The following is a 25,575-nucleotide window of genomic DNA, read 5'->3' as shown; positions in this document are numbered from 1 at the left end:
CCGCCTGGCGGTTTTTTTGTGCCCGCAAGGGCGTGTTCGACCCGCTTAGCAGTCGCTGGCGGGTTTTTCTTTGAAAGGCCCGACCATGAGTGTCAAACTGCCCAACGGCATCCTGTTCTCCCTCGCAACCGCCTACTCCGCGTCGAAGCCGATCTCGGCGATGACCAACGCGGAGCCCACTGTGGTGACTGCCGTCGCCCACGGCCTGGACGATGGCGACATCGTTGAAGTGAAGTCTGGCTGGAACCCGCTCAATGAGCGCGTGTTCAAGGTGGACCAACTGACCACGGACACGCTGTCCCTGCTGAACACCAACACCAGCGACGTGACCCGCTACCCCACTGGCGGCGGCGCCGGCTCGCTGCGTCAGGTGACCACCTGGCAGCAGATCCAGCAGATCACCGAGTCCAGCACGTCGGGCGGCGAAATGCAGTTCACGTCGTACTCCTTCCTGGAGAACGACTTTGAAAGCCAACTGCCCACCCAGGCATCGGCCCAGTCGCTGCAGCTGACCATCGCGGACGATCCCGCGCTGCCCGGCTACCAAGCCCTCAAGCGCGCGGCTGAGACCCGCGAAGTGCGTGCCCTGCGCGCGCAACTGCCGGATGGCTCGTTCATCCTCTACAACGGCTACGTGTCGTTCAACGAGACCCCGACCATGAACAAGGGCTCGATCATGACCGTTGTGGCGACGTTCTCGTTGATGTCCCGCCCGGTTCGCTACAACGCCTGACCCATAGCCCGCCACAGAGCGGGCTTTTTTCTGCCCGTCGATCACTGCCTTCTGGCGAGGGCAGATCGGCGGGCCTTTTCCCTCGCCTCAAGGAATCAACATGGCAAAACTCTCCCTGACCCAGAAGCCCACGTTCGAAGTCGCCGTCGAAATCCCTGTCCCTGGCGGCAAGCCGGTGCCGGTGAAGTTCAAGTTCAAGGCCCGCACCCGCGACGAGTTCAAAGAGTGGGGCGAGTCGATCCGCGCGGAAGAGCGCGACGACACAACGATCCTGATGGACATCCTGTCCGGCTGGGAGCTGGAAGATGCCTTCGAGCGTGAGAACGTCGAGAAGCTGTGCCAGAACTACCTGGGCGCGGCTCGGGCCATCATCGACCGCTACTTCGAAGAGCTGACGGCGGCGCGCCGGGGAAACTGATTGGCCTTGGTCGCGCCCTCTACTCCGGGTTGGACCATGAGGACGCGGCCAACAGGGCGGCGCTGGCGGCAATTGGGATGCGGCCGGAGGACTTCGAGCAGGAGGAGGACACGTTCGAAGTCTGGCCAGAGCATGCGGACGCATGGCTCTTCTTCTGCAATTTCTGTTCGACGCAGTGGCGAGTCGGAATGTCTGGCTACACAGGCCTGGACTACACGGCCGTGCTGGCGTGCCTGGGGTGCGAGGAACCCGAGCCGGTGCGACGCAAGGACTTGTTTGATCAGGTTCGGCTGATCGAGCGCGGCGCGCTGGAGGCGATGGCCGAGCAGCGCGAAGAGAGGGAGCGCGAAGCGGCGCGAGGCCGCTAGTCCGGCTGGCTCCGTGATCTTGCAGAGAGAAGGTCGAGATAGGCCTTGATGATCAGATTGCGCGCATCTGCCGTCTGGTCCGGGATGTCGTTGTCGATGTCGGTGTTGTTTAGCTCCTGCCGCTCCATCTCGACCATGACAGCCATCTTGGCGGCCTGCAGCGGCGTGATGACGCTCAGCAGGGCGCCAAGAACGGCATTCATGGCTGCGATCTGGCCGGCCAATTCGTTGAGGCGCTTCTCGGTGTCCATTGAGCTAAGTCCTATTCCGCGATCGCCAGTAGTCTAAATCCGCGTCTGAGTGGCTGTAGCATCACCGCTTCCTTCTGGAGGTGGTGATGGAGTTTGTTCTATTCTGGTTAGTCGGCGCTATCGTCGTCGCCGTCATTGCATCCAATCGAGGCCGGTCTGGCTTCGGTTGGTTCTTGCTTTCTCTGGTGCTCTCGCCGCTGATCTGCCTCATTTTGGTCCTGGCACTGGGCAAGACCGGAGCAGCGGCGGCGCCTAGGGACGAAGCGGGCCAAGTTATTACGACGGAATCGCATGTCCGGTGTCCGGACTGCCGCGAACTGGTCAGGCGGGATGCGCGAAAGTGCAAGCACTGCGGCACAGCACTGACCCCGCAATGAGCTAACACCCGCTTCGGCGGGTTTTCTCTTTCTGAGCCTCGGCATTGCCGGGGCTTTTTTATTGGGGCCTCGATGTCAGACCTACAAACGCAGATCACAGTCACGGCTGACACCACTGGTGTCGAGTCGGGCTTGAACCGCACGAAGAAAAGCATCGAGAACCTTAGCGGCACTACCCGACGTGCTGGCGCTGAGATTGCCGCGACTTCGGGCAAGGCTGCCCGCGACCTGGCGAGCGTCGGGGATGGCGCGGATGCGGCGAGCAAAAAGGCCGAGCGCAGTGCGCGCAATCTGCAGCAGCACTTAGAGCGCTATCTGGCACAACTGCAGGCGGGCTCGCGCGATAGCCGCGTCTACTGGGAACAGATGGCCAAGTTTCGTGGGGTAGACCCCGCCGCCTTGAAGCCGCTGCTGGACCAGTTGGACAGCGTGAAGAAGCGGTCGGGCGAAGCGACATTCTCCCTTGCCGCCCTGACCAAGACCGGCGTCGGGGTGTACCTGGGCAGCGAGGTAGTGCAGGGCGCAGCATCTGCGGCCAGAGCGCTTTATCAAGCAAGTGCGGCAGGAGAGCGCTTACGCACGACCTTGCAGTTCGCAACAGGCAACTCTGCTAGGGACCTGGTCTACCTGACTGAACTGACGGGCCGCCTCGGGCTTCGCATGGAGGGCACATCCCAAGCCTACGCCAGCTTCGCGGCGGCGGCGCGTGGGACCGCGATTGAGGGGCAGAAGACGCGAGACATCTTTGAGGCAATCTCGAAGGCGTCATCAGTCATGGGGCTGACCAGCGAGCAGTCGGCGGGCGCACTTCTGGCCCTGCAGCAAATGATCAGCAAGGGCACGGTGCAGGCAGAAGAGCTTCGTGGGCAACTTGGTGAGCGTCTGCCTGGATCGTTCCAGATTGCCGCTAAGGCGATGGGCGTCACCACTGCCGAACTTGGGAAGATGCTAGAGCAGGGTCAAGTCGTTGCCGACGACTTCTTGCCGAAGTTCGCCAAGGCGCTAGACGAGCACATTGGTGCTGCCGCAGAGAACGCCGCCAACAGGCTCGACGCAGCAACCAACAAGGTTGATACGGCCTGGGAGCGCTTGAAGAGGAATGTCGGTGATGCCGGAGCGTCGGAGGGGATGCGTGGCCAGTTGCTGATCCTCGAAGACGGGATGAACTCTGTCTCGGAGTCAATCGAGAAGGCGCGAGCCAGCGGCTCGGGGTTCGCGGGCCAGATGGCATCGGGTGCCGGTGCGGTCCTGAGTTGGCTGAACCCATTGAACGGATTCAACTACGAGGTCCAATCCACGGCGGGAAAGCTGGCCGCCGCAGAACAAGAGCTTGCGAAGCTACAGAAGCAGGCGCAGGCAGGCATCAACGTGACCGTCCGTATGGGCGAGGTCAATGCTCTGATTGCCCAGCTGCGTTCGGCGCGCGGAGAGCTTGCGAGTCTGGGAGGTGCCGGTGGTGGGCGCGGCTTCGTCAACCCCGAGACCACCGTTCAACAGGCTGCCCGCTTCGCCAACGTGGACTCCTACCTCGGCAACTCGGCCCGACAGACCAAGGCAGAGCAGCAGGCGGCCGAGTCCGCCAAGGCCAAGATCGCTTATGAGAAGGCCTACAAGGACGCCGTTGGAGACACCAACAGGCAGCTGAAGGTCAAGGCGGCTTATGAGACTGAGCTGGCCAACATCGCCGACAAGTACAAGGACAAGGGCGGCGCGGCAGCGGCCAAGAAAGAACAGTCGGCCTATGAATCCCTGATCGCCTCCATCAAGACGAAGATCGAGACGAACCGCGAGGAACTGGAGTTTGGCGGGCGCCTGACCGAATCGGACAAGCTGCGGATCAAGCTCCTTGCGGAACTGGACGCTGGTTCAAAGACCCTCACTGCGACGCATCGGGCGTCGGCGCTGGCGCTCCTGGAAACGCTGGATGCCCAAGAGCGGCAGATGCGTTCGGCCCGCGCGGCGGTGACGCTCTACAAGGAGCAGCAGGACATTGCTGCGGAGGTGCGAGCCGAAGAAAAGCGCCTGGACGATCAGCGCAAGGCAGGTATCTCGACTGTCACCGACTACCTCAAAGGGCTCGAAGACGCCGAGGTGATGCTCCGCGCCGAGATCGAGTCGATTGGCAAGTCGGCAGACGAGCGGCAGCGGCTGATCGACAAGTACACCATCGAGCTTGACCTCAAGAAGAAGCTGGCCGCCATCAATGCCAATGAGGGCATGAGCGCCGCCGACAAGGCATGGGCCAGCACGCAACTGACGCAGGGCTCGGTCAGCCTGAAGATCGACAAGAACGCCGAGAACGCAGCAAAGAGTCTGCAGGAGTTCCTTGATCCGGAGCGCGCACAGGACTTCGGCGAGGCCTTGCGTGATGCGTTTGCCGGGGCAAGCGATGCGCTGGGCGGTATGTCGGGGGCGATCAACAAGGCCATGACGGCGATTGACCGGTATGGCAAGCGCTCGCAACAGATCGCCAAGCAAGAGCAGAACGCCGCGACGGCGCTCGCCAGCGGGAAGATGAAGGCCTGGGAGTTCCAGGACGCAACGAGCAGGATCCAGGCTGAGACGGAGCGCAACAACCAGCAGGCTTTGCGGGACACCCTCGGCATCTTCGGCGACCTGACAAGCGCCGCGTCGCAGTACTTTGACAAGCAGTCGAGCGGCTACAAGACCCTGCAGACCGTCTCGGCAGTGTTCCACGCGGCACAGCTGGCAATGACCACGGCCGAGCTGGTGCCCAAGGCGATCAGTGCTGTGCTCGGACAGGGCCAAGGCGAGCCGTACAGCGCCTTCGCGCGCATGGCTGCGATGGCGGCCTTTGTTGCCTCTCTCGGCGTTTCCCTGGGCGGCGGTGGTGGAGGCGGTGGCTCTGGCGGCGGCTACACGGGCATCAAAGCAGGCGGCACCGGCACGGTCCTCGGAATGGAAGGCCAGCAGTCCGAGAGCATCGGCAACGCCATCGACATCCTGGCCGACAACAGCAAGATCGAGCTGGGCTACACGCAGAAGATGCTGAGCGAGCTGACGAAGGTGCGCGAGGGCATCCAGGGGCTGGCCGGCACTGCGAGCACGGACCTGTTCATCCGGGGGATGGCAGGCGGTGGCTTCGGCGATGACTTCCTGGACAGTGGCATCGGCTTCTTCCCCGGGCAATCCGTGGCGGACATCATCGAGAAGGGCGTGCAGGGCGTCGGGTTCAACCTGATCTTCCAGAACGGCGCCCAGCCGATGTGGAAGGCTCTTGACGAGGAGTTCACGACGGGCGTGGGCCGCGTGTTGGCCAACGTCGCCGAGACGGTCTACACGGCCGCCGATGCCCTGGGCCTGAACGACGCCGCGCTGCAGGAGCGCATGCTGTCGCTGATCCCGACGCTGGGCGACACCTCCACCTACATGCAGAACGGCATGTTCGGGATGACGGGTGGCGGCCTCGTGTCCCTGAAGGACATGACCGGCGAGGAAATCCAGAAGGAGCTGGAAGCGATCTTCTCGGCAGTGGGCGACCAGATGGCCGCCGCTGCGCTGCCGGCCCTGCGTCCGTTCCAACAGGTGGGCGAGGGCATGTTCGAGACGCTGATTCGCGTCACGACCGGCATCGAAACCGCCGAGTACGCCCTGGAACAGTTCGGCCTGACGGCTATCGACTACAGCGAGATCGCCCGCAAGAACGGCGACATCGCGGTCGAGATCATGCGCCAGACGATCATGGGTGCAGAGCGCGAACTGGCGATGTACCGCTACGGCTCGGCCGGCACGGTGGTCAGCGGCGCCACGCCGGAGACGGGCTTGGCGTCCATCATCGACACCTTCGTCGGCGATGCAAGCGAACTTCAGGAGCTGTACGCTGGCTTGCTGGACGTGCGCGATGCAATGAAGAGCGTCGGCGCTCAGGCGCTGGACCTGTCGCGCGACATGATCCGTGGGGCAGGAGGCTTGGAGGCTCTGCAATCGGGCCTGGACGCCTACTTGACGAACTTCTTTACCGAGCAGGAGCAGGTCGATGCGGCATGGGCTCGCATGGCCGAGGACTTTGACCGCCTGGGCGTGGCGATGCCCAAGACGAACGAGCAGTTCCGGGCGCTGGTCGAAGGGCTGGACACCAGCACAGCCGCAGGCGCCAACCTGTTCGGCGGCCTGATGTCTCTTGCCGATGCGTTCGCCGACGTGACCGGGCGCACTGACGACCTGGCGGAAGCCGCGCGGCAAGCCGAACAAGCTGAGCGCGAACGCCTGGAGGCCATCGCTCAGGCGACCAAGGAAAGTTGGAAGAACGTGCTGTCCGCGTTCGACGGTATCTCCGCTGAGTTCCTGGATGACGGCGCCCTGCGTCAGTATCGTGCCGAGCGCATCCGGGATCAGCTTGCCGAGTCGGGCTTGAATCTGAGCGTGGACGACATCCTCGGCGCAAGCAAGGACCAGTTCGCGGCAGCGTTCAAACACCTGTTCGAGTTGGGCACCGACGAAGGGCGTAACCAGGCTGCAGCATTGGCGGGTGTGTGGAGCGCGTTCAAGCAGCTGCTTCCGGTTGAGGAGGAGGTGATTGATGTCACCAAGGACCTGGAGGCCGCTTTCCGCGAAGCTGTCACTGCGGCGGATGCTGCGTACTCCGCACTGGAGCGCTCGATCAACGCCGAGAAGGCGCGCATCACGGCGCTCTACAACGAGCAAGTGTCGGCAATCCAGGCGCAGACCTCGGCGGCCACGAAGGCGGCTCAGGAGCGTGTCTCCGCGATCTCCGAGATCTTCAGCGCCATCGACTCGGCCATCAAGAGCACACAGATCGAGAGCGAGGCGCTGTCGCTGGAGCGCCGCCGCGCCGCGCAGAGCGTGCTGCAGGGCGCTCTGGCGTATGCCAACACGGGCGGCTCGCTCACGAACTATCAGGGCCTGCAAGGCGCGCTGGACGTGTTCTCCAGCCCCTCTGCTGACCTGTACTCGACGTTTGAGGAGTACTCGCGCGAGCAAGCTGCAGCGGGGCTCGTGATGAGCGAGTTGCGCGAGCGCGCAGAGGCCCAGGTGTCTGTTGCCGAGCTGACTCTTGAAGCTATCACGCTTGCCGGCGAGGAGCAGTTGAAGCAACTCAAGCTGCAATACGAGGCTGACATTGAGGCGCTGGACCTGACGCTGGAGTACTGGCGCGAGCAGTTGGATGCCGTCAAGGGCGTGGACAACCGGGTCAAGTCCGTGGCGGATGCCGTTACCGTCATGGGGCGCTCGATCTCTGCCGCCATCGCCGCACAGACGGCCATGCTCGCCGCGCAAAGCGGGGTGGACGGCTCGCATGCTGCTGGCCTTGCCTACGTGCCGTATGACGGCTACCGCGCCGAACTGCACAAGGGCGAGACGGTGCTGAACGCCCAGCAGGCCAACCTGTACCGGGCCGGCGCGCTGGGCGGCACGTCGAGCAGCGACCCAGCCGTGCAAGGGCTGCTGCGCGAGATCGCCTCGAAGCTGCACGACCTGGAGCAGCAGGCCAACGGTATCCGTGTTGCATCGCAGAGCACGGCCGACACGCTGGATCGCTGCGACGTTGGCGGGGCGCTGCAGACGATGGCCCCAACCGACATTCGGAAAGGTGTGGTGCCAGCATGAAGATGATCCCGCCGCTCACCATCACGGACGACAAGCTGGTGTCGTCCACGGTCCCCGAGACGGACTACGCAGAGTGGAACAGCGCCACGGCATACACCGTAGGTCAGCGGGTCATGCGTGAGAGCCTGCACCGCGTCTACGAGTGCCTTGCACCCAACACCAACAAGGCGCCAGAGTCGAATCTGGTCAGCGTGACCGACGACCCGCCGCCGTGGCTGGACCTCGGGTCTACCAACCGTTGGCGCATGCTCGTCCCGGATGCGAACTACCAGACTTCGGGCGCCTCGCCGCTCACGGTAGTGATCGAGCCTGGCGAGCGCATCACGGCTCTGGCCATCGTGGGCCTGGAGGCCGACTCGATCTCTATCGAGATGCGTGATGCGAATGATGAGGTCGCGTGGAGCTTCACCGAGACCCTGCGCCGTCGCACGACGCTGACGTGGTCGGACTACTACTTCGGCAAGTTCGGCCGGAAGCCGTCGGTGTTGTACCAGGGCCTGCCTCCGATTTCTGGCGCCACAGTCACGATCACCATCACGCGGGCTACCGGTGACGTGCTCTGCGGCCCCATCGTCATGGGCGTGCCCGTTGATCTGGGCAAGGTGCAGACAGGCGCCACGTCGGGCATCCGTGACTTCACCCGCACCGAGCGGGACGCATTCGGCCGCGCACTCATCCTGCGCCGCAAGGCTGTGCCAAAGACCTCCCAGCGCACAACCGTCTTCAAGGACCAAGTGCCCCGCGTGCGTGACGCCCTGTCTGCGCAGCGCGGCAAGGCCGCCGTCTTCGTCGGCGTCGAGGACTCCAGCAGTGGCTACTTCGACGCCTTGCTCGTGCTGGGCCTGATCAACAACTGGGAAGTCTCGTTGGACTTCTTCGGCCACTCCAACCTTTCCATCGACCTCGAAGGACTCTGATGCCCATCGATCTTTTGCCCAGTTACGGCACGCCACCGAACACCTCGGACCCGGACAACTTCGACGCACGCGCCGACGCCAAGGTCGCGGCTGACGTGGTGTTTGTCGAGCAGATGAACGCCGACACGATCCCCGGCATCAACGCGGCAGTGGTGGCTGTCAATGCGGCCATGGATGCAGGCTTGGCCAACGCGGCTACGAATGCGGCGACAGCGGCAACGAAGGCGGGCGAGGCATCCACAAGCGCGGCCGATGCGCTCGCGTACCGCAACGCCGCGCAGGGGTTCCGCAACGAAGCGGAGTACTGGGCCGGGGTTGCGGAAGAGGCGAGCGGCATTCCCAACCCTACCGACCCCGGGAAATTCCTGGCCGTCAACGCAACCGGTGACGGCTGGGAACTGAAGGCTGCCGGTTTGCGCATGGTCACCGAGTACCTGACCAGTGGCACGACGTGGACAGCTCCGGCCAATCTGGTGGGAGGCCGCGTGAAATACCGGATGGTTGGCGGTGGTGCGGGTGGCGGAATCGGCGCAACTACGTCGCTCGGAAACATTGGTGGGCCCGGAGGCTACTGTGAAGGGGTGGCCTCTGTCACGCCTGGCTCGCCATACACCTACGCAATCGGCGCGGGTGGTGCATCCGTGCCCTCTGGCGCGGCGGCGGCGGGCACTGCGGGTGGGAACACAACGATGTTCGGAGCTACGGCAGGAGGCGCTCCGGCGCCGGCATCGGGCGCTCAGGCGACAGGCACGTCAGGGGTTGCTGGGGGTGCGGCAACAGGTGGTGGGATCAATGTCGGCGACGCGTTTCGGCTCAACACCAGCGCCGCCCAAGGGTTCATTGTGGGCAACACACCTTTCGGGATCAACGGCGTGAACGCCCAAAGTGTGGGCGCTGCTGCCTCCGGATACGGCGTGGGCGGCACGGGCGGAACTGCGGCAGCCGTAGCCAGCGGCGCCGGCATGCCCGGCCTCATCGTCCTTGACTACCTCGTGAGCATCTGACATGACAACCACAGCAATCATTGACGCCGCGGGCGTCGTGCAAGACATGATCCTGGCGCTCCATTCGGAGGTCGATCCGCAGGCGCTGGGCCGGCCCGAGGGCTGGCGAGCCATCGACGGGGAGGGTGGGGCCATCGGCGACACATGGGATGGGACGGCATTCGTCCGGCCCCTAGTGCCCGAGCCTGAGCCCGTGGTGCCCGAAAGCGTCACGCGCGCGCAGGGCAAAGCCGCACTCGTGCAGGCGGGCCTGTGGGCGGGCGTGCTGGCGTACGTCGCCAGCATCGCCGACCCGACACAGCAGGCGCTCGCAGAGATCGCGCTGCACGACACGCAAGAGTGGCGACGAGACAGTCCGTTCCTGGCCGCGTGCGCCGTTGGGCTGGGCCTGACGCCCGAGCAACTCGACGCGCTGTTCATCGCGGCCGGGGAGATCGTTCTGTGATCGCGCTGCTCTTGACTCGCCGCCTATGGCTCCTGGCCGCAGCCGCCCTTGCTGCATGCGGTGGGGGCGGTGGATCGCCGGGTTTTGTGCCCGTGCCCACACCGGAGCCTGCGCCACCGCCTGCGCCCGCTCCGCGCGAGATCGTCTACGCGCACTACGGCGACAGCCTGACCAGCGGCGGCACCGTGCCGCGTCTGCAGGCCCACATGCCCGGCAGTGTGCATCTTGACCGCAGCTACGGCGGCAGCCACGCGCGCCACGTCATCGACGGCATTGAGCCGTGGGCCAGCGAGCCGTTCGCGCAGGCCATCCAGCGCGACGGCGCCGACTGGATCGTGCTGCGCTTCGGCGGCGCCGAGGCTCTGGCCGGCATGGCGCCGGCCGAGACTGCGGCTGACATTGACGTGCTCGTCGGCATCGCCCTGGCGGCGGGCAAGCGTGTTGCAGTCGTCGGCGCGTTCGACGTGCCGCTCAGCGAGACCGTCACGCCCGAGATCAGGGCCGTCTACCTCGACATCGACCAGCGCATGCGAGCGCTCGCGGCATCGCGCGGCGTGCCTTACATCGACGTGCTGGGCGTGCCCATTGCCGCCGATGAAATGCACGACCCGATCCACCCCGGGCCGGCGGCACAGGAGCGCGTGGCAGTGGAGATCGCCGAGCGGCTGGCCGAAATCATCAAGCAACTGCCGGAGGACGGCCAATGACACCAGAGAAACACGACATTGCAGTGGAGTCCGTCAAGGCCGCCCCCGCAGTAGCCGGAGCCGTCGCAGCATCCCTCACGCTGAATGAGTGGGTGGCCGTTGCCACCGGCATCTACATCGTTGTCCAGATCGCCTACCTGATCCGCAAGTGGTGGCGCGAAGAAACGGACTGGGGCGCGAAGTTCAAGCGCGGCACAGACTTTGCGCCGCTCGACACGCGGGAGGCTGACGAATGACCCCCAAGCAGCGCCTCATTGCGGCTGTCGGCGCTGGCGTCGTGGCACTGGCCGTGCCTGTAGTGACGCACTTCGAGGGCACCATCCTGCGCACCTACCGCGACCCCATCGGGATCATCACGGCCTGCACCGGCCACACCGGGCCGGAACTGCGCATGGGCCAGACCTACACCCGCGAGCAGTGCGAGGACATGCTGTACCGCGACTTGCTCAAGCACGCGGATGATCTGGATTGCATCAAGGCGCCGCTGACGGACAGCCAGAAGGCCGCGATGCTGTCCTTCGCCTTCAACGTCGGTCGGAAACAAATGTGCGCCAGCACGCTGGTCCGGAAAGCAAATGCCGGTGCGCAGGTGCTGGACTGGTGCGGCGAGCTGCGGCGCTGGACCTACGCGGGAGGCCGTGAGTTGCCCGGCCTCGTGCGGCGCCGGCAAGCGGAGTATGCGCTGTGCATCTCGTGAGCTTGCTCGACCTGCGCCTCTGGCTCGCCGCAGCCCTGGCCGCCGCGCTGCTGTGGGGCGGCGTGGAGCGCATGCGGGGCAATGACGCGAGGACGGCGCTGGCCGAGTTCCGGCTGACCGCTGAGAAAGCGCGTGCGGAGGCAGAGGCCCGCCAGCGCGAGATCGAACAGCAGCGCACGCAAGCCGTGCAGGAGGTGGCAACCCATGCCCAAGAGCAAATCAACGCCCTGGAGCGCGATCTGGCTGATTCCCGTGGTGCTGCTGACCGCCTGCGTGTCGCCGCCGCCAGTGCCGCCCGTCGAGCCTGCCCGCGTCCCGCCGCTCCCGCCCCAAGCGCGGGTGAGCCTGATCCCCTGGCCGTGCTCATCGACGTGCTCGGCGCAGTGGGCGAGCGAGCAGCAATCTATGCAGAGGCGGCTGACCGAGCCCGAATAGCCGGACTGGCGTGTGAAGCAGCCTTCGATTCGTTGATGCCTAGATAGTGCATCCTGCGTGACGCAGCCGCTTCGCCGCGATATAGGCCTGCGAGGCCATTTCTGCTGTTTCAAAGTACCCAAGGTGCTTGGTCTTCCCTTGGATTCGAATGTTTGCGCTGTATGCGCGCTCGCGCTTCCTCTTGTTGAAGAAGACGCCCATTGGCATCTTCTGCCCCCGAGAGACTGAGTAGACGTTTTGCTGATTGACAACGCGACGCACATCTCTCAGGTTTTGCATCCTGTTGTCGGTGCGGATCCCATTGATGTGGTCAATCTCATGCTCCGGCCATTCGTCATGGACGTAGAGCCATGCAAGCCGGTGTGCCCAATGCGCTCGGTCAAAAACTCCAATTGACACGTATCCGTTGGATATGCCTCCGGCAGTCTGCCCAGCATACCTGCCGTTCCATGCCGCACATGCGCGCAGGTCGCGGAACATGGAGAGCGGGCGTTTCATCCATGTGAATATTCCAGTGCTCGCGTCGTAGTGAAGAAGCTCGCGCAGACGCGCGGCGGTAAGATCATGGGTAGCCATGAGACGGTACTTTCGTCGATTGGTTAGAGCCCGCATGGTGTGCAACCACCTTGCGGGCTCGCCTATTTTCTACTGGTGTTCTGTACAGCGCAAGGCCTACGACTCGCTGACGCGATGAGCGGCAGGTAGCCGCCGTGCGGGTGGGCGGCGGGGCGCAGGATGTAGAGGGTGCAGAACATGACGAAATCGTACTGACAAACGCGGGGTCGTCAGAGGGGGCGCCATATGCAGAACACGCGTTTTTGGGCGCTAAGTTTGTCAGCCGGCAGGGCGGAACATTGAATGGCGGCGCCATGTTGCGTGGAATTCTCTCCATTCATGGGGTGCAAGGGGTCGAAGGTTCGAATCCTTTCACACCGACCAAAAATAAGTAGGTAGATCAACGGGTTACGCTCAAAAAGCGTAGCCCGTTTTTCGTTGGCCCGTGACAAATGACCCCCTGCCCGTGACAAACCCAGCCGCAGCAGGCCGGTAGTATTTGCCTCAGCCCTGGCCGCCGATGGCCGATGGAAGCGGGGCCGACATGGGGATTTTTCTGCAATAGACCCGCTTCGTGACCTTCGGATCAGCGTGGTGCAGCAGCTCTGTGGCGGCCACGTCCGACGAGGCATCCGACGCAGCCTTGGTGCGCATGTCGTGGAATGTGATCTTCCGGCTGGCCGCGCAACGATCATGTGGAGTGCGGCACGGTGTGGACGCTGCCAAAGACTCGGTGAGCGTCGTCAGGCCGCAGCGGCCGTGGCCGCGGTGCAGGACCGGCCGGTGCTGCCATCACTGGGCAACGCACAGCAGGGTGGGGGGCCGCTTGGAGGGCCGGATGAACGCGAATGCGATCTGGACGATGCCGCCGGCCAGGCCCAGCGCGACGGCGAGGCGCCAGGCCATCGTATAGGAGCCCAGCGCGTCGTACAGCAGGCCACCCCCGTAGGCCCCGAGGAAGCTGCCGAGCTGGTGGACCATGAAGGCGAGCCCCTGGATCATGGCCTGCCAGCGCAGCCCGAACATCTCGGCGATGGCGCCTGCAGCCAGCGGGCTCACGCCGAGCCAGAGAAAGCCCATGAGGGCGCCGAAGGCCAGCGTGGAGGCCGGCGTGGCCGGCAGCGCGAAATACCAGGCCAGCGTGAGTGATCGCAGGATGTAGATCGTGCCCAGCAGCGCGAGCTTGTTCCAGCGCTGGCCGGCTCAGCCGAAAAACAGCGAGCCCAGCACGTTGAACCCGCCGATCACGCCGAGCGCCTGTGCGCTCAGCATGGGATCGAGGCCGCAGATCGCCAGATAGGACGGCAGGTGCGTGGTCAGGAAGACCAGTTGCATGCCGCAGACCATGAAGGCGCAACTCATCACCACGAAGGAGGCATTGCCGAGCGCGGCCCTTGCCGCCATGGCGGCGGTGGCGTCGTCGACGCCCTTCGATGCGGCCGTGCTCGGCACCGGGAGCCGGTCGACCCGTCCGGCGTACCACGCCGCCGGGATCATCAGCAGCGCCAGCAGCACGAAACCGAACAGGCCGGCCCGCCAGCCCGCCTGGTCGTTCAACAACTGGCCGACCGGCGCGGACAGCAGCGCACCGAGCGAGCCTACCGCGGAGACGATGCCGAGCACGGTCGAGCGCACGGTTTCCGAACTGGCCCGCGCGGCCACCGACATCGCGATCGCCGTGGCCGTGCAGGCGAGTGCCGCGCCGATGAGCACACCGCCGCCGACCATGACGCCGAGCATGCCCTGCGCGCCGGCCATCATCGCGAGCCCCGCGATGTAGAGCAGCGCACCGATCACCATGGTCGGGCGAAAGCCCCAGCGCACCGTCAGGGCGCCAGCGAACGGCTGCAGGAAGCCCCAGACGAGGTTCTGGACCGCCACCGCCAGGGTGAAGTCCGACACCGATATCTGGATCTCGCGTGTCAGCGGCTGCATGAAGATGCCCAGGCTCTGCCGCAGTCCCATGCTCACCGTGAGCAGGACGGAGGTGCCGATCAGGATGGGCAGGACGGGACGCAGGACCTGGAGCAAGGCCATGGGAATGGGGCGGTCGTGGGGCGTTCCAGATTACCCGTGGCCACCCGCCTGCCCTGGCCCGTGCGCGACAGGACCTGGCGACCGCCCGCGAGGCCGCGCCGCCGGGTCTGCGCGTAGGGCGTAGGGTATAGGAAGGGCCGCGTTAGCAGGGCGACCATTCACCCCCCTCGGGAAACATTGAGGAGACGAATGTCAACAGAATGCAAAATAGCGATTTCCGCCTCACTGACCGCCTGCCGACATGCCCCGGGGATCCTTCAATGCTGCGCCGCTGTACGGCATCGTTCGTTCGCGCCACCGATGGGTGGTGCGGCTGGTTCGCGACGGCGTGCGCTACGAAAAAGGATTCAGCGACCTGGCCTACGGCAGCGAACAGGCCGCGCTCGCGCATGCCACGCATTGGCGTGACCAGATCGTGCGCCAGCACCGGCCCACGCCGCGCTGCGTGAAGATGATGCGGCCCCGCGGGGGCAGTGGTCCGATTCCGGGCGTGACCTGCGAACTGGACCGGCAGGGCCGCGTGAAGCTGTGGCGTGCCAAGACCTACGTGGGCGACGGCAAGGTGCTGCAAAAGACCTTCAGCATCGCAGCCCATGGCGATGCCGCGCAGCGGCTGGCGATCGAGCAGCGGCACAGGCAGCTGGCGCTGGTCAAGGGGCTGTCATCGGTCCACCCGGCAGAGCCCTTGCTGCGCGCAAGCGCCCCGTCGCGCCGCGCGCTGCGCGGATTGCCGCCGCCCCTGGCTGCGCACGAGGTCGCGCGCAGCTCCAACACCAGTGGTTTCCCCGGCGTGGTCCGCCGCGCGCGGCACTGGACCGCGCAGACGACACGCAACGGCCGATGGGTGAGCCAGTCCTTCCGCGTCGACCGCTACGGCGAAGAGGTGGCCCTGATCCTCGCCACCTGGGCGCGGCTGGACCAGCTGGCGCATCCCGGTGCGCACGGCCGCCCCGAGGCCGGGCGCCCTTGAACTTCAGGAAGGATTCGTCTGTTGTCTCGTCTCTCCGGTACTTTTGCAGATCGGCTGCGGACCACCCGCATGGCGCAGGCCTTGAGCCAGGTCGCGCTGGCCGAACTGGCCGGCATGAAGTCCTCGCAGCTGTCGCGCTACGAAGCGGGGCACATGGTCCCGCGCGAGCGTGTGCTCTTCGACCTGGCGGCGGCGCTGGGCGTGCGCCCGGAATGGCTGCTCAACGGCACGGGCCCGCGCACCACGAGCCGCGACGTGCAGGCCGTGCCGCGGCCGCTGCGGGTGGCCACTTCGGCGCTGCCGGCCGGCGGCACGGAAATCTCGCTGGTGCTCTACGACGACCTGCGCACGGTGTTCATGGAGCGCGCGCAGCGCCAGGGCCTGACGCTCGACGCCTTCATCCGCAACGCGCTGCTGGAGCTGGCCAAGGAGCCCGTGGACGAGAAGCTGGAGCTGGCCCGGGAAATCAAGGCCCTGATCGACGCCGGCGCGGTCTGAAGAAGGCGTGAAGGCACCCGCCATGCCCGCCCGCGCGGCGAAAGCACGCCCTGCGGCATTGCGCACGCTCGCCCGGGCAGGGGCGATGGCTGCGCCTGCGCCCGAACGGGCCGCCTCTTTCGCCGTCCGACCCAGCCGTGCCGGATTCATTCACACCTTCTGAGAACGTGTTCAAAGTCTCACCCTCTTGATGTGAGAAGCTCGGTGGGTGAGAAAAGGCTACCCCAGCGACATCAAGCGCGAGCAGTTCGAGGTGATCCGGCCATTGCTGGAGAGTGCGCGCAGAAAGACTGCCCCACGCAAAGTGGAGCTGTACGAGGTGTTTTGCGCCGTGCTTTACCTGCTGCGCACGGGCTGTCAGTGGCGGGCACTGCCCAGTGACTTTCCCAAGTGGCGCACCGTGCACTCGTACTTTGCCATCTGGAGCGAGCCACGCGAGGGTGGCAGCCTGCTGGAGCAGGCATTAAAAAAATCAGGTTGGCGCGGCCCGCGAGAAACTGGGGCGCAACGCCTGCAGCACGCTCTTGATCGTGGACGCGCAGAGCGTGAAGAACACGGACACGGCGGGCTTGAAGGGCTATGACGCAGGCAAGAAGGTCTCGGGCATCAAGCGCCACATCGCGGTGGACACCCAGGGATTGCCGCATGCGATAGCGGTGACCACGGCCGAGGTGACGGACCGCAAAGGCGCACTGCAGGCGCTACAGCGCTGCAAGCCCCGGTTGAGCCGGCTACAAAGCCTGCTGTGCGATGCAGGCTACATCGGTCGGCCGTTCGCGCAAGGCGTGCAGCAGATTCTGGGAGGGCATGTGACGGTGCAGATCGCCAAGAGAAGCGAGCTTCACACTTTCAAGGTGATGCCCAAGCGCTGGGTCGTGGAACGCAGCTTTGCCTGGCTGGACAAGAACAGGAGGCTGTGGAAGAACTGCGAGCGATGGCTCAACACCAGCCTGCAGTTCGTCCACTTGGCATTCTTGGTGCTCTTGCTCAAGAGACTTTGAACACGCTCTGAGTAACCGTCTTTGAAGTCAAGCGCCGTGAAGCGATTTATCCCAATGTTTGCCGGTTCGGGCCATGGCGTTGAGCGTGGTCAACAGCTTGCGCATGCAGGCGACCAGGGCGACCTTGGGCAGCTTGCCCGCGGCCTTCAATCGCTCGTAGAAGGTCTTGATGGCCGGGTTGTAGCGTGTGGCTGTCAGCGTGGCCATGTACAGCACGCGCCGGACCTCAAAGCGTCCGCCCTGCACGCGCCTTCGCCCCTTGCTGCTGCCCGAGTCGTTGGCCATGGGCGCCACGCCCACCAGCGCAGCGATCTCGCGTCGATTCAGCTTGCCCAGCTCTGGCAGTTCGGCAATCAGCGTCGCACTGGCCACCGGGCCGATCCCCGCCGTGGACTGCAACAAGCTGTCCAGCTCTGCGAAGTGCTCGCGCACGTGGGTGAGCATCTGCGCCTCGATCTCGTCGAGCTGTGCTTTGATTGCCGCCACGATCGCATCGATGCTGACGTGCAGCTTCTTGGGTGTGATCTGCAGCCGCTGGCGCTCCGAATGCATCATGGTCAACAGCTGACGCCTGCGCGTGACCAGGGCTGCCAGCCACTGCTGGCGCTCGTCGGCCAGCGGGCGCAGGAAACGCTCCAGGTCCTCACGGCGTACCAGCACCGCCGCCAGTTCGGCCAGCATGCGCGCGTCCACCGCATCGGTCTTGGCCAGACGGCCCATGGACTTGGCAAACTCGCGTGCCTGGCGCGCATTGACCACGGCCACGGGCACGCCCGCCGCCTGCAGCGCACAGGCCAGCGCCGCCTCGTAACCGCCGGTGGCCTCCATCACCACCAGGCCCACGCCCACAGGCAGCAGCATCGCCGCCAGCGCCGAATGGCCTTCGGCATCGTTGTTCAACCGCTGGGCTTCGCTCTTGGCACCCAGCACACAGACATCCACGTGCGCCTTGGCCACGTCGATGCCCACCGTCACTGACAAAACAGACATGATCTCCAGAACCCTTGCTTGTGCATGCGCACTCATCGAAGGCGCGCGTAACCGTTCGGGCTTGACGGAGACCAGCGCGGCGGCCGTGCGTTCTGTACTCAGAAACGGGCTCGATCACCCCAGCCGCTACCAAACTGCACGGGCCGGTCTGGCCGCCTCAACGGCGGTCAGACTCTACCGCGCTGGTCTGGTTTAAAGATACAAGCCCCCTTCAGAGATCTTCTTCGAACCAGCGAACGTGTCGCCTCCCGACCTCGACTCCTTTGCGGCGCGCATGCGCCTGACGCGCACGGCCAAGGGACTCAGCCAGACCGCGCTCGGCAAGCTGCTGGGCATCAAGCATCCCCAGATCAGCCGCTACGAAGGCGGCAAGCATGTGCCGCGCGACCGCATCCTGGCGGCGATCGCCGCCTGCCTGGAAGTGCGGCCCGAATGGCTGCTCACCGGCAAGGGCCCGCGGCACATGAGCCCCGGCACGGCGCGCGGCAAGCCGCTGAAGGTGACGACGGCGCCCCTGCACGAAGGCGGCACCGAAGTCAGCTTCGTGCTGTACGACGAGCTGCGCGAGGTGTTCACCCAGCGCGCGGAACGCGAAGGCCTCTCGCTCGACGCCTTCCTCACGAACGCGCTGCTGGACCTGGCCAAGGAGCGCGGCGACGACCGGCCCATCCTGGAGCTGGCGCGGCGGCTGAACCATCTGCTGCAGACCCAGGCCGCCCCTGCGTCGAGCCAGCCGCTGCCGCGCGGGCAGCCGCGCAAGGAGGCGTCCGCGCCGCAGAGGCACGAAGGGCGCCGCCCGGTGGCGAGCCGTGAGGAACAGGGAGCTGCGGCGCGCAAGCGCTGAGGCTGAGCGCGCGCGCATCGCGTGAGCGGCGCGGCCCGCTGTCGCTGCCGCCGCCGTCAGGGCGGCGCCTCGCCCAGCGCGCCGGTGGCGAAGGCCAGCGTCACCGCCGCCGATTGCGCCGCGGCGCGTGCGTCGGCCAGCGCTTGGCCGGCCTGGGCCAGCTGGGTGTCGGCCAGGGCCACGGCCGTGACGGTGCCCACGCCGTGGCGATAGGCGTCCAGTGCGGCGTCGTGCGTCAGGGCGGCCGCCTCCTGCAGCGACTCGGCGGCTTGCGCCCCGGCCAGCGCGCTGCGCAAGGCGTCCTGCGCCACCACGATCTGCTGCACGGCCTGCTGGCGCGCACGGTCCAGCCGCGCCTGGGCGATGTCCATGCGCTGCTGCGCCTGGACCTGGCCCGACGCGCGCAGGCCGCCATCGAACAGCGGCACCGTCACGCCCACGAACACGCCCGCGCCCGAGCCGCTGCCCGACAGGTCCAGCGCCGGCCCGTCCTGGCCGCCGGCCAGCGCGGGCAGGGCCGTGATGCGTGCGCCCCCGCTGCTGCGGGAAGCCGAGGCGGCCATGAAAACCTTGGGTTTGCGCGCCGCCTCGGCGGCCTGCGCATTCGCCCGGCTGGCCAGCACGGCGGCATGCGCGGCCTGCACGTCGGGCCGGCGGGCCAGGGCGTCGGCCACCAGGCGTTCGATGGGCGCCAGCGTGGCGGGGCCCAGCTTCGGCGTGGGGGCCGGCGCCACGCGCAGCGGCGTGAGCGGCGAGATGCCCAGTGCGGCAATCAGGGCGTGGTGCTGGTCGCGTGCCCGGCCTTCGGCCTGCACGCGCGCCAGCTCGGCCTGCGCCACGCCCTGGCGGGCCTGGGCGATGTCGATCACCGTGCCCACGCCCTGCCGCTGGCGCGCCTGCGCCGCATCCAGCACGAGGCGGCTGTTGGCCAGCGAACGCTGCGCCACGGCCAGCCGCGCCTGCGCGGCGCCGAGCGCGTAGTACGCCAGGCTCACCGACTCGATGAGCTGCTGGTGCGCCGCCGTGAAGCCGATGCCGGCCACCACGGCGCCTTGCTCGGCGCCTTCGGCCAGCGCCTGGCGTTCGCCGAAGTCGAACAGCAGCCATTGCAGCGAAAGTACGCCCAGCGCCCCCTGGCCGCTGCTGCGCTCGTCGCCGGACAGCCAGCGCGCCTCGCCCCTGCCGCGGCGTTGCTGGTGGCCCGCCAGCACGGTGGCGGACAGGCGCGGCAGCCCACTGCGCTGCGCGGCGCCGGCCGCCAGGGCGGCATTGCGCGCCTCCATCCAGGCGATGCGCGTGGCCGGATGATGCTGCTGCGCCAGGTCGATCAGCTCGGGCAGGGTGTAGGGATGGGCGGGGTCGACGTCGGCCGTGGCGGGCAGTTCGGCCAGGGCCGGCTGCGGCGGCAGCACGAAGCCCTGCACGGGGGCGGCGTGGACGGGCTGCCAGGGCGCGTCCGGCCGGGCCGGCCCTGGGTCGGACGGGGAAACGGCACAGCCGGCGAGCAGCGCCGCCAGCAGCACGGTCGCGGCGCAATCAGGACGAAGCATGGTGGGAAGCGTCAGGGTCGCGCCCGACCGGGGTGTGGGCCAGGGCTTGCAGGGGCCGCGCGAGCCACGGCGCCAGATGCGGGGGCAGCGCCGGCGCCGCGTCTTCGGTCGCCGGCCGGGCCAGTGCCTCGAGCGTGCGCGCGAGCGCCGGGTCGGGACCGTGCAGCGCCAACGGCGGCAGCAGCGCCTCGGTGTGCTGCAGCATCTGCCGCTGGGCGGCGATCCAGGAGGGCGCCGGGCGCAGGCGGGGCGGCTCGTAGCGCAGCAGCGCCAGGTCCGCCGCGAGCGCCCCGCGTTCGCTTTCCGCGCGGCCCGCATGCAGGTCCGCCAGGCGCGGATCGGACGCGTCCGCCAGCCGGGCCAGCCGCTGCAGCAGCGCGGTGCGGGCCGCGGCGATGCGCGGCGCCACGCTCACGGGCCACACGCGCGTGAACACCAGGTAGACGACGGCATTGCCGACCAGGATGCCGATCACGCGGTCGCGCGCCACCGCGAGGTCATAGGACGGGCCGCTGCCCTGCAGCACGCAGAGGTAGAAAGCGAAGGCGATCTGGAAGCCCGCGTAGGCGATGCGCGGGCTGCCGGCGGCCACCCAGGTCGCGCCCAGCGACACGACGAACAGCAGCGCCAGCAGTCCGGCCAGGCCCTGCACCTGCGGCAGCACGAAAAGCAGCGCGATGACGCCGGCCGCCGCCCCCAGGAGGCAGCCCGCGATGCGCAGCGTGAGCTTTTGCACCGTCTCGCCCGTGGTGGCCAGCGCGACGATGAAACAGGTGATGAAGGCGGTGTGGATGCCCTGCCAGCCGATGGCGTTGTAGAAGAGGTAGCAGGCCATCGCCGCGCCCGTGGCCTTGAGCGCGAAGCGCACGTGCGCGGGCTGGCTGAAGGCGTCGGGCGCGAAGAAGCCGGGCCGCGGGTCCGGGTCGGCCGGGGGCGGCGCGGCGTCTGCGAAATGCGCGAGCGTGTGCCGCAGCGCGGCCAGCGCCTGATCCGCCGGGGCGTCGGCTGCGCGCACCTCGGGCGGCAGCGTGACGTCCACGGGATAGCCGCCGGCGCGCAGGATCGCGGCCATGCCTTCCAGCGTTTCGGCGAGGGCCTGGCGCGCCTGCGGGTCGCGCAGCGTGCCGTCGAGCAGGTCGGCGAGCAGCAGCACGCGCACGGTCGCGCCGCTGGCCTGGCGCAGCGCGTCGATGTCGCGCCCGGCGCTGCTGCGCTCCAGCGCCGCCAGGCGCAGCCAGGTCTGGATCTCGTGCGGCCCCTCGGCGCGCAGCTCGCGCAGCGCCTGGCGGCTGCGCGCGTCGCCTTCGCGCAGCAGCGCGGCGGCCGCGTGCAGCCGCCGGGCCAGTGCGCGTTCGGCCAGCCGCCGCGGGGCGGGGCCGGCCAGCAGGTTCACCGTCAGCGAGACGCCCACGGGAATGGCCACCATCAACCAGGCGTAGAGCAGGGCGCGCGTGGCCAGCTCGCCTTCGGGCACGAGCGCGATGAGCGACAGCGCGAAGGTCACGACCAGGGCGAGGATGCCGCCCACGGGCGCCAGCTTGCTGGCCGAGGCCAGGAACAGCAGGCCGAAGGCGATGACCGTCATGCTGGCCAGCAGCGCGGCGGGCCGGCCGATCAGCCCGTTGGCCATCAGCGCGACGGCGCCGATCAGCAGCGACGCGAGCAGCAGCAGGCCCAGGCTCAGGATGCAACTGGTGGTGCGGTCGGCGCGCAGCAGGAAGAAGCCCACATAGGCGGTCAATGCCGGCTCGGGCGTGCCGTACCAGGCCGCGACACCGGCGCTTGCCGTGCAGACCAGCGCCAGCCGCAGCGCGAATTCGAAGCGGCCCGGCGCGGGTGCGAGCAGGCCGGGCAGGGCGCGCCAATCCGCCGCCCCGGCCGGGGCCGCCACCGCGCCCGCGCCCGCGCCGCGCGCGGTCTGCGCCGCAGCCTCAGCGGCAGGCGTCGCCATGGCCCACTTCCACCGTGGCGCTGGCGCCCAGGCGCATCAGCGCTTCGGGCGGCTCGTGCAACTGGATGCGCACCGGGAAGCGCTGCGCCACGTGCACCCAGCTCACCGACTTCTGCACATAGGGCAGGTTGCGCGGCAGGTGGATGCGTTCGGCGTCGAGCACGCCCGCGCCGATGCCCTGCACCGTGCCGCGCAGCGCCTGGCGCCGGTCGATCATCGAATAGACGGTGGCGCAGTCGCCCACGGCCACGCGCGCGAGCTCCGATTCGCGCAGGTTGGCCACCGCGCTCCAGCCGTGCGAGAGCACCAGCGTGAACAGCGATTGCGAAGGCGCGACGATCTCGCCGCTGGCCACCGTCAGCCCCACCACGCGGCCGTCGTGCGGCGCGCGCACGGTCGCGCTGGCCAGCGCATGGCGCGCCAGGGCCAGCGCCGCCTCGCGGGCGCGCACCGTGGCCTGGCCGCCGTCCTCGGTGCCCACGGCCTGCGCCGCGGCACGTTCCTGCTCGCGCGCCTGCTGCAGCGAGGTGCGCGCATCGCGCTCGGCCACCTGCGCCTGGTCCAGCTCCTGCTGCGGCACGTAGCCCTTGGCGGCCAGCGGCGTCAGGCGCTGCACGGTGCGCTGCGCCAGGGCCAGGTGGTTCTCGGCGCGGCGCGTCTGGTCAGCCGCCTGGGTGACGGTGGAGCGCTGCGTGGCCACGCCGCGCTGCTGCCCGGCCAGCGAGGCGCGGGCCAGCGCCAGATCGGCCTCGGCCTGGTTCACGGCCAGCTGCAGCGGTTCGGGGTCGATCTGGAACAGCTCGTCGCCGGCCTTCACGGCGCTGTTCTCGCGAACGGCGATGCGCACGATGCGCCCGCCCACGGTGGACGCCACGTGCACCACCTCGGCGTCCAGCGTGGCTTCTTCGGACGAGATGGCCTGGCTGCGCTGATGCAGCAGCCAGCCGCCGACGCCCAGCGCGGCCGCCACCACGGCCAGCACCACGGCCTGGCGTCACCGCGGGGGTGCGGAACGGCCGGCCGCCTTCATGGCAGCGCTCCGGTGCCCAGCCACCACAGGCCCAGCGCGAGCAGGAAGCCGGCCGACAGGCACAGCGCCAGCGGCCAGGGCCAGTCGGCGCCGCCGCCCGCCAGCACCAGCGTCACGCGCACGGCGATGGCCAGCGCGCCCCACAGCAGCGCGAACAGCAGCCAGCCCGGGAAGTAGGCGCCGAACAGCGTGTAGCTCGGTGCGCCACCCCCGCAGCCGGCCAGCAGCAAGGGGCGCAGGCGGCCAGCAGGCCGGAAGGAAAGTGCGAAGGCATGGGGGCAAGGCAGCGGCGGTTCCGGTGCGCACGATACCCGAAGCGGAAGAGCGGGCCGCCGGCGCGGCGGCAGGCGGTGCCGCCCGGTCAGAAGGTGTGAATGAATCCCGCGTGGCCGAGCAGACCGTCCAGGGGTGCGCCATCGAGGCGCAAAGCGCAGCCATAGCTCGGGCTATGGCGAGCATTTGCAACGATGAGGGCGTGCACCTGGGCGGGATGAGCGGGCATGTGGGGTTCGTTCACACCTTCTCAGTCCATGTCCAGCGGCACCCAGCGGGCCAGCGCGAGCCGGCCGGGCGGCGTCAGGGCCAGCGAGCGTTCGCCTTCGCGCCGGCGCAGCCAGCCCTGCGCCAGGCAGTGGCGCAGCAGCGCCGTGGCCAGCGGGCCGGCCAGGTGATCGCGCCGCTCCGACCAGTCCAGGCAGGGCGTGCCGGCCACCGGTGCGCGGGCCAGCGTGTCCACGAGCGCCGGCTCCAGGCCGACGCCGGCGAGGCCCGCGCGGCCGGCCGGCGTCAGCGCATAGCCGCCCGAGGCCGCCGCCAGCCAGCCTTGCGCCAGCAGCACCTGCAGCATCTGCACGCCCAGGCGGCCGGCCAGGTGCCCGTAGCAGCTGCGGGCGCAGCGCAGGCGCTGGCGGGCGGGGCTGGACCAGGCCTGGTCGTGAGCGCCACGTTCGGCCACCAGGGCCAACGCTTCCAGCACGCGCAGCACGTCTTCGTCGGCCAGCCGGAAGTAGCGGTGCCGCCCGCGCGCCTGCGCCACCACCAGCCCGTCGGACTGCAGGCGTGCCAGGTGCGCGCTGGCGGTCGAGGCGCTCACGCCGGCGGCGCGCGCCAGTTCACCGGCGCTCGCCGCATCGCCGGCCATCAGGTAGGTCAGCATGCGCGCGCGTGCGGGTTCGGCGATCTGCGCCGCCACGCGGGCGATGCGCGGCTCGTCGCGGCGGATGGAGGCGGTCAGGGGCAGGGCAGGGGCGAGGGTAGCGCGTGCGCGCGCCGCGAGCGTGCGGGCGCCGCGGGGCGCGCACGGGCGGGGCCGGCGCGTCCGGCCGGCCGGTGGCGCCGCAGGCCCGGTGGCACCCGCCTCATGGCGCCGTGGCGCTCGCCGATGGCGCGGGGCGCAGCCAGGCTTCGGGCACCACCTCCAGAAAGCGCCGCTCCTCGCGCAGGATGAAGCGCTCGCGCTGCGCGAAGGCGAAGTTCTCGCGGCCCTCCGCGTCTTCGCGCAGGCGGGCGCGGTAGGCCTCGTAGGCGGCCAGGCTCTCGAAGGCGACCAGGCCCCAGGCCTCGACGTTGGAGCCTTCGTGCGGCAGGAAGTAGCCGAGCAGGTGGCCGCCGCAGCGCGGAATGATGCGGCCCCAGGCCTGGGCGTAGCGGCGGAAGGCTTCCTTCTGGAACGGGTCGATCTCGTAGCGGATGAAGCAGGTGAGGGTCATGGTGCGGCGCCGTGGCTGGGGGGTGGAAGGGCCTCCAGCGTAGGTGCCGGCCGGGCCCGGACGCTTCGGCGCGGGGCGAAGCATGGGCATGCAGCGGCATGCTTCGTTTCACGCGCCTGACTTGCGCGGTCCCTACCGTGCGGCCATGTCCGCAGTCATGGCCGTCACGACCGTCAAAGTCTCCCCGTCGGGCCGCTACGCCTGGCAGATCTTCGCGCGCAGCAGCCATGCGGCCGGCGGGGACGAGGCCGCGATCGTCGTCATCTGCGAATCGATGGAAACCTTTGCGTCGGTCTACGCGGCGCTGCTGTCGGGGCAGCGCGTGCTGCAGGCCGCCTGGGCGGCGCACGCGGACTGAAGGCGGCCCGCATCCCTTGCCCGTGGGCGCCCGCGCGCACGCGCGGTCGGCGGCTTGGCCGACGAGCCGCGGCCGGCGCGGGCCGGCACGCTGTGCTTGTCGCGCCGCTGGCGGCGCATCGGCCCGGAGGGATTGCCGAGG

General features: G+C 68.0%; 26 protein-coding genes and 1 pseudogene. 16 read left to right on the top strand and 11 right to left on the bottom strand.

Features of this window, described 5'->3' with window-relative positions; translation table 11 throughout:
- Positions 1-85: 85 nt before the first annotated feature.
- From LG388_RS14000 to LG388_RS13990, 3 genes are all read left to right on the top strand, one after another.
- Positions 86-733: a phage tail protein gene (locus tag LG388_RS14000; RefSeq protein WP_225783332.1), complete on the top strand. Its 648-nt coding sequence runs from the start codon at positions 86-88 to the stop codon at positions 731-733.
- Between the two features lie 100 nt (positions 734-833).
- Complete coding sequence (locus LG388_RS13995; RefSeq protein WP_225783331.1) at positions 834-1,151, top strand: phage tail assembly chaperone; 318 nt, start codon at positions 834-836, stop codon at positions 1,149-1,151.
- 77 nt (positions 1,152-1,228) lie between these two features.
- Entirely contained in the window at positions 1,229-1,519 is a 291-nt protein-coding gene (locus tag LG388_RS13990; RefSeq protein ID WP_225783600.1) for a DUF1799 domain-containing protein, read from the top strand.
- On the opposite strand, the gene LG388_RS13985 is transcribed toward LG388_RS13990, so the two are convergent.
- Positions 1,516-1,770: a hypothetical protein gene (locus LG388_RS13985; RefSeq protein WP_225783330.1), complete on the bottom strand. Its 255-nt coding sequence runs from the start codon at positions 1,768-1,770 to the stop codon at positions 1,516-1,518. The genes LG388_RS13990 and LG388_RS13985 overlap by 4 nt on opposite strands.
- Positions 1,771-2,279: 509 nt before the next feature.
- On the opposite strand from LG388_RS13985, the gene LG388_RS13980 reads away from it, so the two are divergent.
- The 8 genes from LG388_RS13980 to LG388_RS13945 all read left to right on the top strand — a co-directional run bounded on the left by LG388_RS13980 (position 2,280) and on the right by LG388_RS13945 (position 11,988).
- Entirely contained in the window at positions 2,280-7,736 is a 5,457-nt protein-coding gene (locus tag LG388_RS13980; RefSeq protein WP_225783329.1) for a tape measure protein, read from the top strand.
- A complete protein-coding gene (locus LG388_RS13975) occupies positions 7,733-8,653 on the top strand; it encodes a hypothetical protein (RefSeq protein ID WP_225783328.1) in 921 nt (306 codons plus the stop codon). Before LG388_RS13980 ends, LG388_RS13975 begins: the two co-directional genes overlap by 4 nt.
- Positions 8,653-9,657: a hypothetical protein gene (locus tag LG388_RS13970; RefSeq protein WP_225783327.1), complete on the top strand. Its 1,005-nt coding sequence runs from the start codon at positions 8,653-8,655 to the stop codon at positions 9,655-9,657. The genes LG388_RS13975 and LG388_RS13970 overlap by 1 nt, the downstream gene beginning before the upstream one ends.
- A gap of 1 nt (position 9,658) precedes the next feature.
- Positions 9,659-10,102, top strand: a complete 444-nt coding sequence (locus tag LG388_RS13965; protein ID WP_225783326.1) for a hypothetical protein — start codon at positions 9,659-9,661, stop codon at positions 10,100-10,102.
- 92 nt (positions 10,103-10,194) lie between these two features.
- The gene (locus tag LG388_RS13960) at positions 10,195-10,809 is read left to right on the top strand and encodes an SGNH/GDSL hydrolase family protein (protein ID WP_225783325.1); all 615 of its coding nucleotides are present in this window, start codon (positions 10,195-10,197) and stop codon (positions 10,807-10,809) included.
- Positions 10,806-11,045, top strand: coding sequence for a hypothetical protein (locus tag LG388_RS13955; RefSeq protein WP_225783324.1), 240 nt, complete (start codon positions 10,806-10,808; stop codon positions 11,043-11,045). Before LG388_RS13960 ends, LG388_RS13955 begins: the two co-directional genes overlap by 4 nt.
- Positions 11,042-11,506 carry a lysozyme gene (locus LG388_RS13950; RefSeq protein WP_225783323.1) on the top strand — a complete coding sequence of 155 codons (465 nt, stop codon included), beginning with the start codon at positions 11,042-11,044 and terminating at the stop codon, positions 11,504-11,506. Before LG388_RS13955 ends, LG388_RS13950 begins: the two co-directional genes overlap by 4 nt.
- Complete coding sequence (locus LG388_RS13945) at positions 11,494-11,988, top strand: DUF2514 family protein (RefSeq protein WP_225783322.1); 495 nt, start codon at positions 11,494-11,496, stop codon at positions 11,986-11,988. The genes LG388_RS13950 and LG388_RS13945 overlap by 13 nt, the downstream gene beginning before the upstream one ends.
- Here the strand turns inward: LG388_RS13945 and LG388_RS13940 are convergent.
- The 3 genes and pseudogenes from LG388_RS13940 to LG388_RS13930 all read right to left on the bottom strand — a co-directional run bounded on the left by LG388_RS13940 (position 11,981) and on the right by LG388_RS13930 (position 14,533).
- Positions 11,981-12,517 (bottom strand): HNH endonuclease signature motif containing protein, encoded by a 537-nt coding sequence (locus LG388_RS13940; protein ID WP_225783321.1) that lies wholly within the window; start codon positions 12,515-12,517, stop codon positions 11,981-11,983. The two genes, LG388_RS13945 and LG388_RS13940, sit on opposite strands and share 8 nt — an antisense overlap.
- A gap of 483 nt (positions 12,518-13,000) precedes the next feature.
- Entirely contained in the window at positions 13,001-13,150 is a 150-nt protein-coding gene (locus LG388_RS13935; protein WP_225783320.1) for a hypothetical protein, read from the bottom strand.
- Positions 13,151-13,288: 138 nt separating this feature from the next.
- Positions 13,289-14,533, bottom strand: a pseudogene (locus LG388_RS13930) (MFS transporter).
- A gap of 241 nt (positions 14,534-14,774) precedes the next feature.
- Between LG388_RS13930 and LG388_RS13925 the strand changes: the two are divergent.
- From LG388_RS13925 to LG388_RS13915, 3 genes are all read left to right on the top strand, one after another.
- Positions 14,775-15,503 (top strand): AP2 domain-containing protein, encoded by a 729-nt coding sequence (locus LG388_RS13925; RefSeq protein WP_225783319.1) that lies wholly within the window; start codon positions 14,775-14,777, stop codon positions 15,501-15,503.
- A gap of 21 nt (positions 15,504-15,524) precedes the next feature.
- Positions 15,525-16,001, top strand: a complete 477-nt coding sequence (locus tag LG388_RS13920; protein WP_225783318.1) for a helix-turn-helix domain-containing protein — start codon at positions 15,525-15,527, stop codon at positions 15,999-16,001.
- A gap of 208 nt (positions 16,002-16,209) precedes the next feature.
- Positions 16,210-17,002 (top strand): IS5-like element ISStma16 family transposase gene (locus tag LG388_RS13915; protein WP_086009121.1). Its coding sequence is split into 2 segments (ribosomal slippage): positions 16,210-16,469 and positions 16,468-17,002, totalling 795 coding nucleotides; the frame shifts between segments, so codons are not numbered across the junction.
- A 27-nt stretch (positions 17,003-17,029) separates the two neighbouring features.
- Here the strand turns inward: LG388_RS13915 and LG388_RS13910 are convergent.
- Complete coding sequence (locus tag LG388_RS13910; protein ID WP_225783317.1) at positions 17,030-17,992, bottom strand: IS110 family transposase; 963 nt, start codon at positions 17,990-17,992, stop codon at positions 17,030-17,032.
- Positions 17,993-18,230: 238 nt separating this feature from the next.
- Between LG388_RS13910 and LG388_RS13905 the strand changes: the two genes are divergently transcribed.
- On the top strand, positions 18,231-18,836 hold the full coding sequence (locus LG388_RS13905) for a helix-turn-helix domain-containing protein (RefSeq protein ID WP_225783316.1): 606 nt from the start codon (positions 18,231-18,233) through the stop codon (positions 18,834-18,836).
- A 56-nt stretch (positions 18,837-18,892) separates the two neighbouring features.
- Here LG388_RS13905 and LG388_RS13900 read toward each other — a convergent pair whose 3' ends face one another.
- The 6 genes from LG388_RS13900 to LG388_RS13875 all read right to left on the bottom strand — a co-directional run bounded on the left by LG388_RS13900 (position 18,893) and on the right by LG388_RS13875 (position 25,076).
- Positions 18,893-20,386: a TolC family protein gene (locus tag LG388_RS13900; protein ID WP_225783315.1), complete on the bottom strand. Its 1,494-nt coding sequence runs from the start codon at positions 20,384-20,386 to the stop codon at positions 18,893-18,895.
- Positions 20,373-22,337 (bottom strand): FUSC family protein, encoded by a 1,965-nt coding sequence (locus LG388_RS13895; protein WP_225783314.1) that lies wholly within the window; start codon positions 22,335-22,337, stop codon positions 20,373-20,375. The genes LG388_RS13900 and LG388_RS13895 overlap by 14 nt, the downstream gene beginning before the upstream one ends.
- Entirely contained in the window at positions 22,318-23,322 is a 1,005-nt protein-coding gene (gene mdtN / locus LG388_RS13890) for a multidrug transporter subunit MdtN (RefSeq protein ID WP_370630161.1), read from the bottom strand. The genes LG388_RS13895 and mdtN overlap by 20 nt, the downstream gene beginning before the upstream one ends.
- A 41-nt stretch (positions 23,323-23,363) precedes the next feature.
- Positions 23,364-23,597, bottom strand: a complete 234-nt coding sequence (locus LG388_RS13885) for a DUF4407 domain-containing protein (protein WP_225783313.1) — start codon at positions 23,595-23,597, stop codon at positions 23,364-23,366.
- A 293-nt stretch (positions 23,598-23,890) separates the two neighbouring features.
- A complete protein-coding gene (locus tag LG388_RS13880) occupies positions 23,891-24,559 on the bottom strand; it encodes a helix-turn-helix transcriptional regulator (RefSeq protein ID WP_225783312.1) in 669 nt (222 codons plus the stop codon).
- Between the two features lie 166 nt (positions 24,560-24,725).
- Positions 24,726-25,076: an NIPSNAP family protein gene (locus tag LG388_RS13875; protein ID WP_225783311.1), complete on the bottom strand. Its 351-nt coding sequence runs from the start codon at positions 25,074-25,076 to the stop codon at positions 24,726-24,728.
- Between the two features lie 145 nt (positions 25,077-25,221).
- Between LG388_RS13875 and LG388_RS13870 the strand changes: the two genes are divergently transcribed.
- Positions 25,222-25,434: a hypothetical protein gene (locus LG388_RS13870; RefSeq protein ID WP_225783310.1), complete on the top strand. Its 213-nt coding sequence runs from the start codon at positions 25,222-25,224 to the stop codon at positions 25,432-25,434.
- The last annotated feature ends 141 nt before the right edge of the window (positions 25,435-25,575 follow it).

The sequence above is a fragment of the Xenophilus sp. Marseille-Q4582 genome, from assembly GCF_916700565.1.
GTDB lineage: Bacteria > Pseudomonadota > Gammaproteobacteria > Burkholderiales > Burkholderiaceae_C > Xenophilus.
The sequence above is the reverse complement of the archived record's forward strand: the minus strand, read 5'-3'. Positions and strand labels throughout refer to the sequence as shown.

Excerpts from the sequence above, each read along its gene's own strand:
- LG388_RS13895 (WP_225783314.1), bottom strand. The coding sequence starts at position 22,337 with ATGGCGACGCCTGCCGCTGAGGCTGCGGCGCAGACCGCGCGCGGCGCG.
- LG388_RS13935 (WP_225783320.1), bottom strand. The coding sequence starts at position 13,150 with ATGCGCACCAAGGCTGCGTCGGATGCCTCGTCGGACGTGGCCGCCACA.
- LG388_RS13900 (WP_225783315.1), bottom strand. The coding sequence starts at position 20,386 with ATGCTTCGTCCTGATTGCGCCGCGACCGTGCTGCTGGCGGCGCTGCTC.
- LG388_RS13965 (WP_225783326.1), top strand. The coding sequence starts at position 9,659 with ATGACAACCACAGCAATCATTGACGCCGCGGGCGTCGTGCAAGACATG.
- LG388_RS13950 (WP_225783323.1), top strand. The coding sequence starts at position 11,042 with ATGACCCCCAAGCAGCGCCTCATTGCGGCTGTCGGCGCTGGCGTCGTG.
- LG388_RS13870 (WP_225783310.1), top strand. The coding sequence starts at position 25,222 with ATGTCCGCAGTCATGGCCGTCACGACCGTCAAAGTCTCCCCGTCGGGC.
- LG388_RS13910 (WP_225783317.1), bottom strand. The coding sequence starts at position 17,992 with ATGTCTGTTTTGTCAGTGACGGTGGGCATCGACGTGGCCAAGGCGCAC.
- LG388_RS13940 (WP_225783321.1), bottom strand. The coding sequence starts at position 12,517 with ATGGCTACCCATGATCTTACCGCCGCGCGTCTGCGCGAGCTTCTTCAC.
- LG388_RS14000 (WP_225783332.1), top strand. The coding sequence starts at position 86 with ATGAGTGTCAAACTGCCCAACGGCATCCTGTTCTCCCTCGCAACCGCC.
- LG388_RS13875 (WP_225783311.1), bottom strand. The coding sequence starts at position 25,076 with ATGACCCTCACCTGCTTCATCCGCTACGAGATCGACCCGTTCCAGAAG.
- LG388_RS13970 (WP_225783327.1), top strand. The coding sequence starts at position 8,653 with ATGCCCATCGATCTTTTGCCCAGTTACGGCACGCCACCGAACACCTCG.
- LG388_RS13985 (WP_225783330.1), bottom strand. The coding sequence starts at position 1,770 with ATGGACACCGAGAAGCGCCTCAACGAATTGGCCGGCCAGATCGCAGCC.
- LG388_RS13995 (WP_225783331.1), top strand. The coding sequence starts at position 834 with ATGGCAAAACTCTCCCTGACCCAGAAGCCCACGTTCGAAGTCGCCGTC.
- LG388_RS13925 (WP_225783319.1), top strand. The coding sequence starts at position 14,775 with ATGCCCCGGGGATCCTTCAATGCTGCGCCGCTGTACGGCATCGTTCGT.
- LG388_RS13955 (WP_225783324.1), top strand. The coding sequence starts at position 10,806 with ATGACACCAGAGAAACACGACATTGCAGTGGAGTCCGTCAAGGCCGCC.
- LG388_RS13975 (WP_225783328.1), top strand. The coding sequence starts at position 7,733 with ATGAAGATGATCCCGCCGCTCACCATCACGGACGACAAGCTGGTGTCG.
- LG388_RS13990 (WP_225783600.1), top strand. The coding sequence starts at position 1,229 with ATGCGGCCGGAGGACTTCGAGCAGGAGGAGGACACGTTCGAAGTCTGG.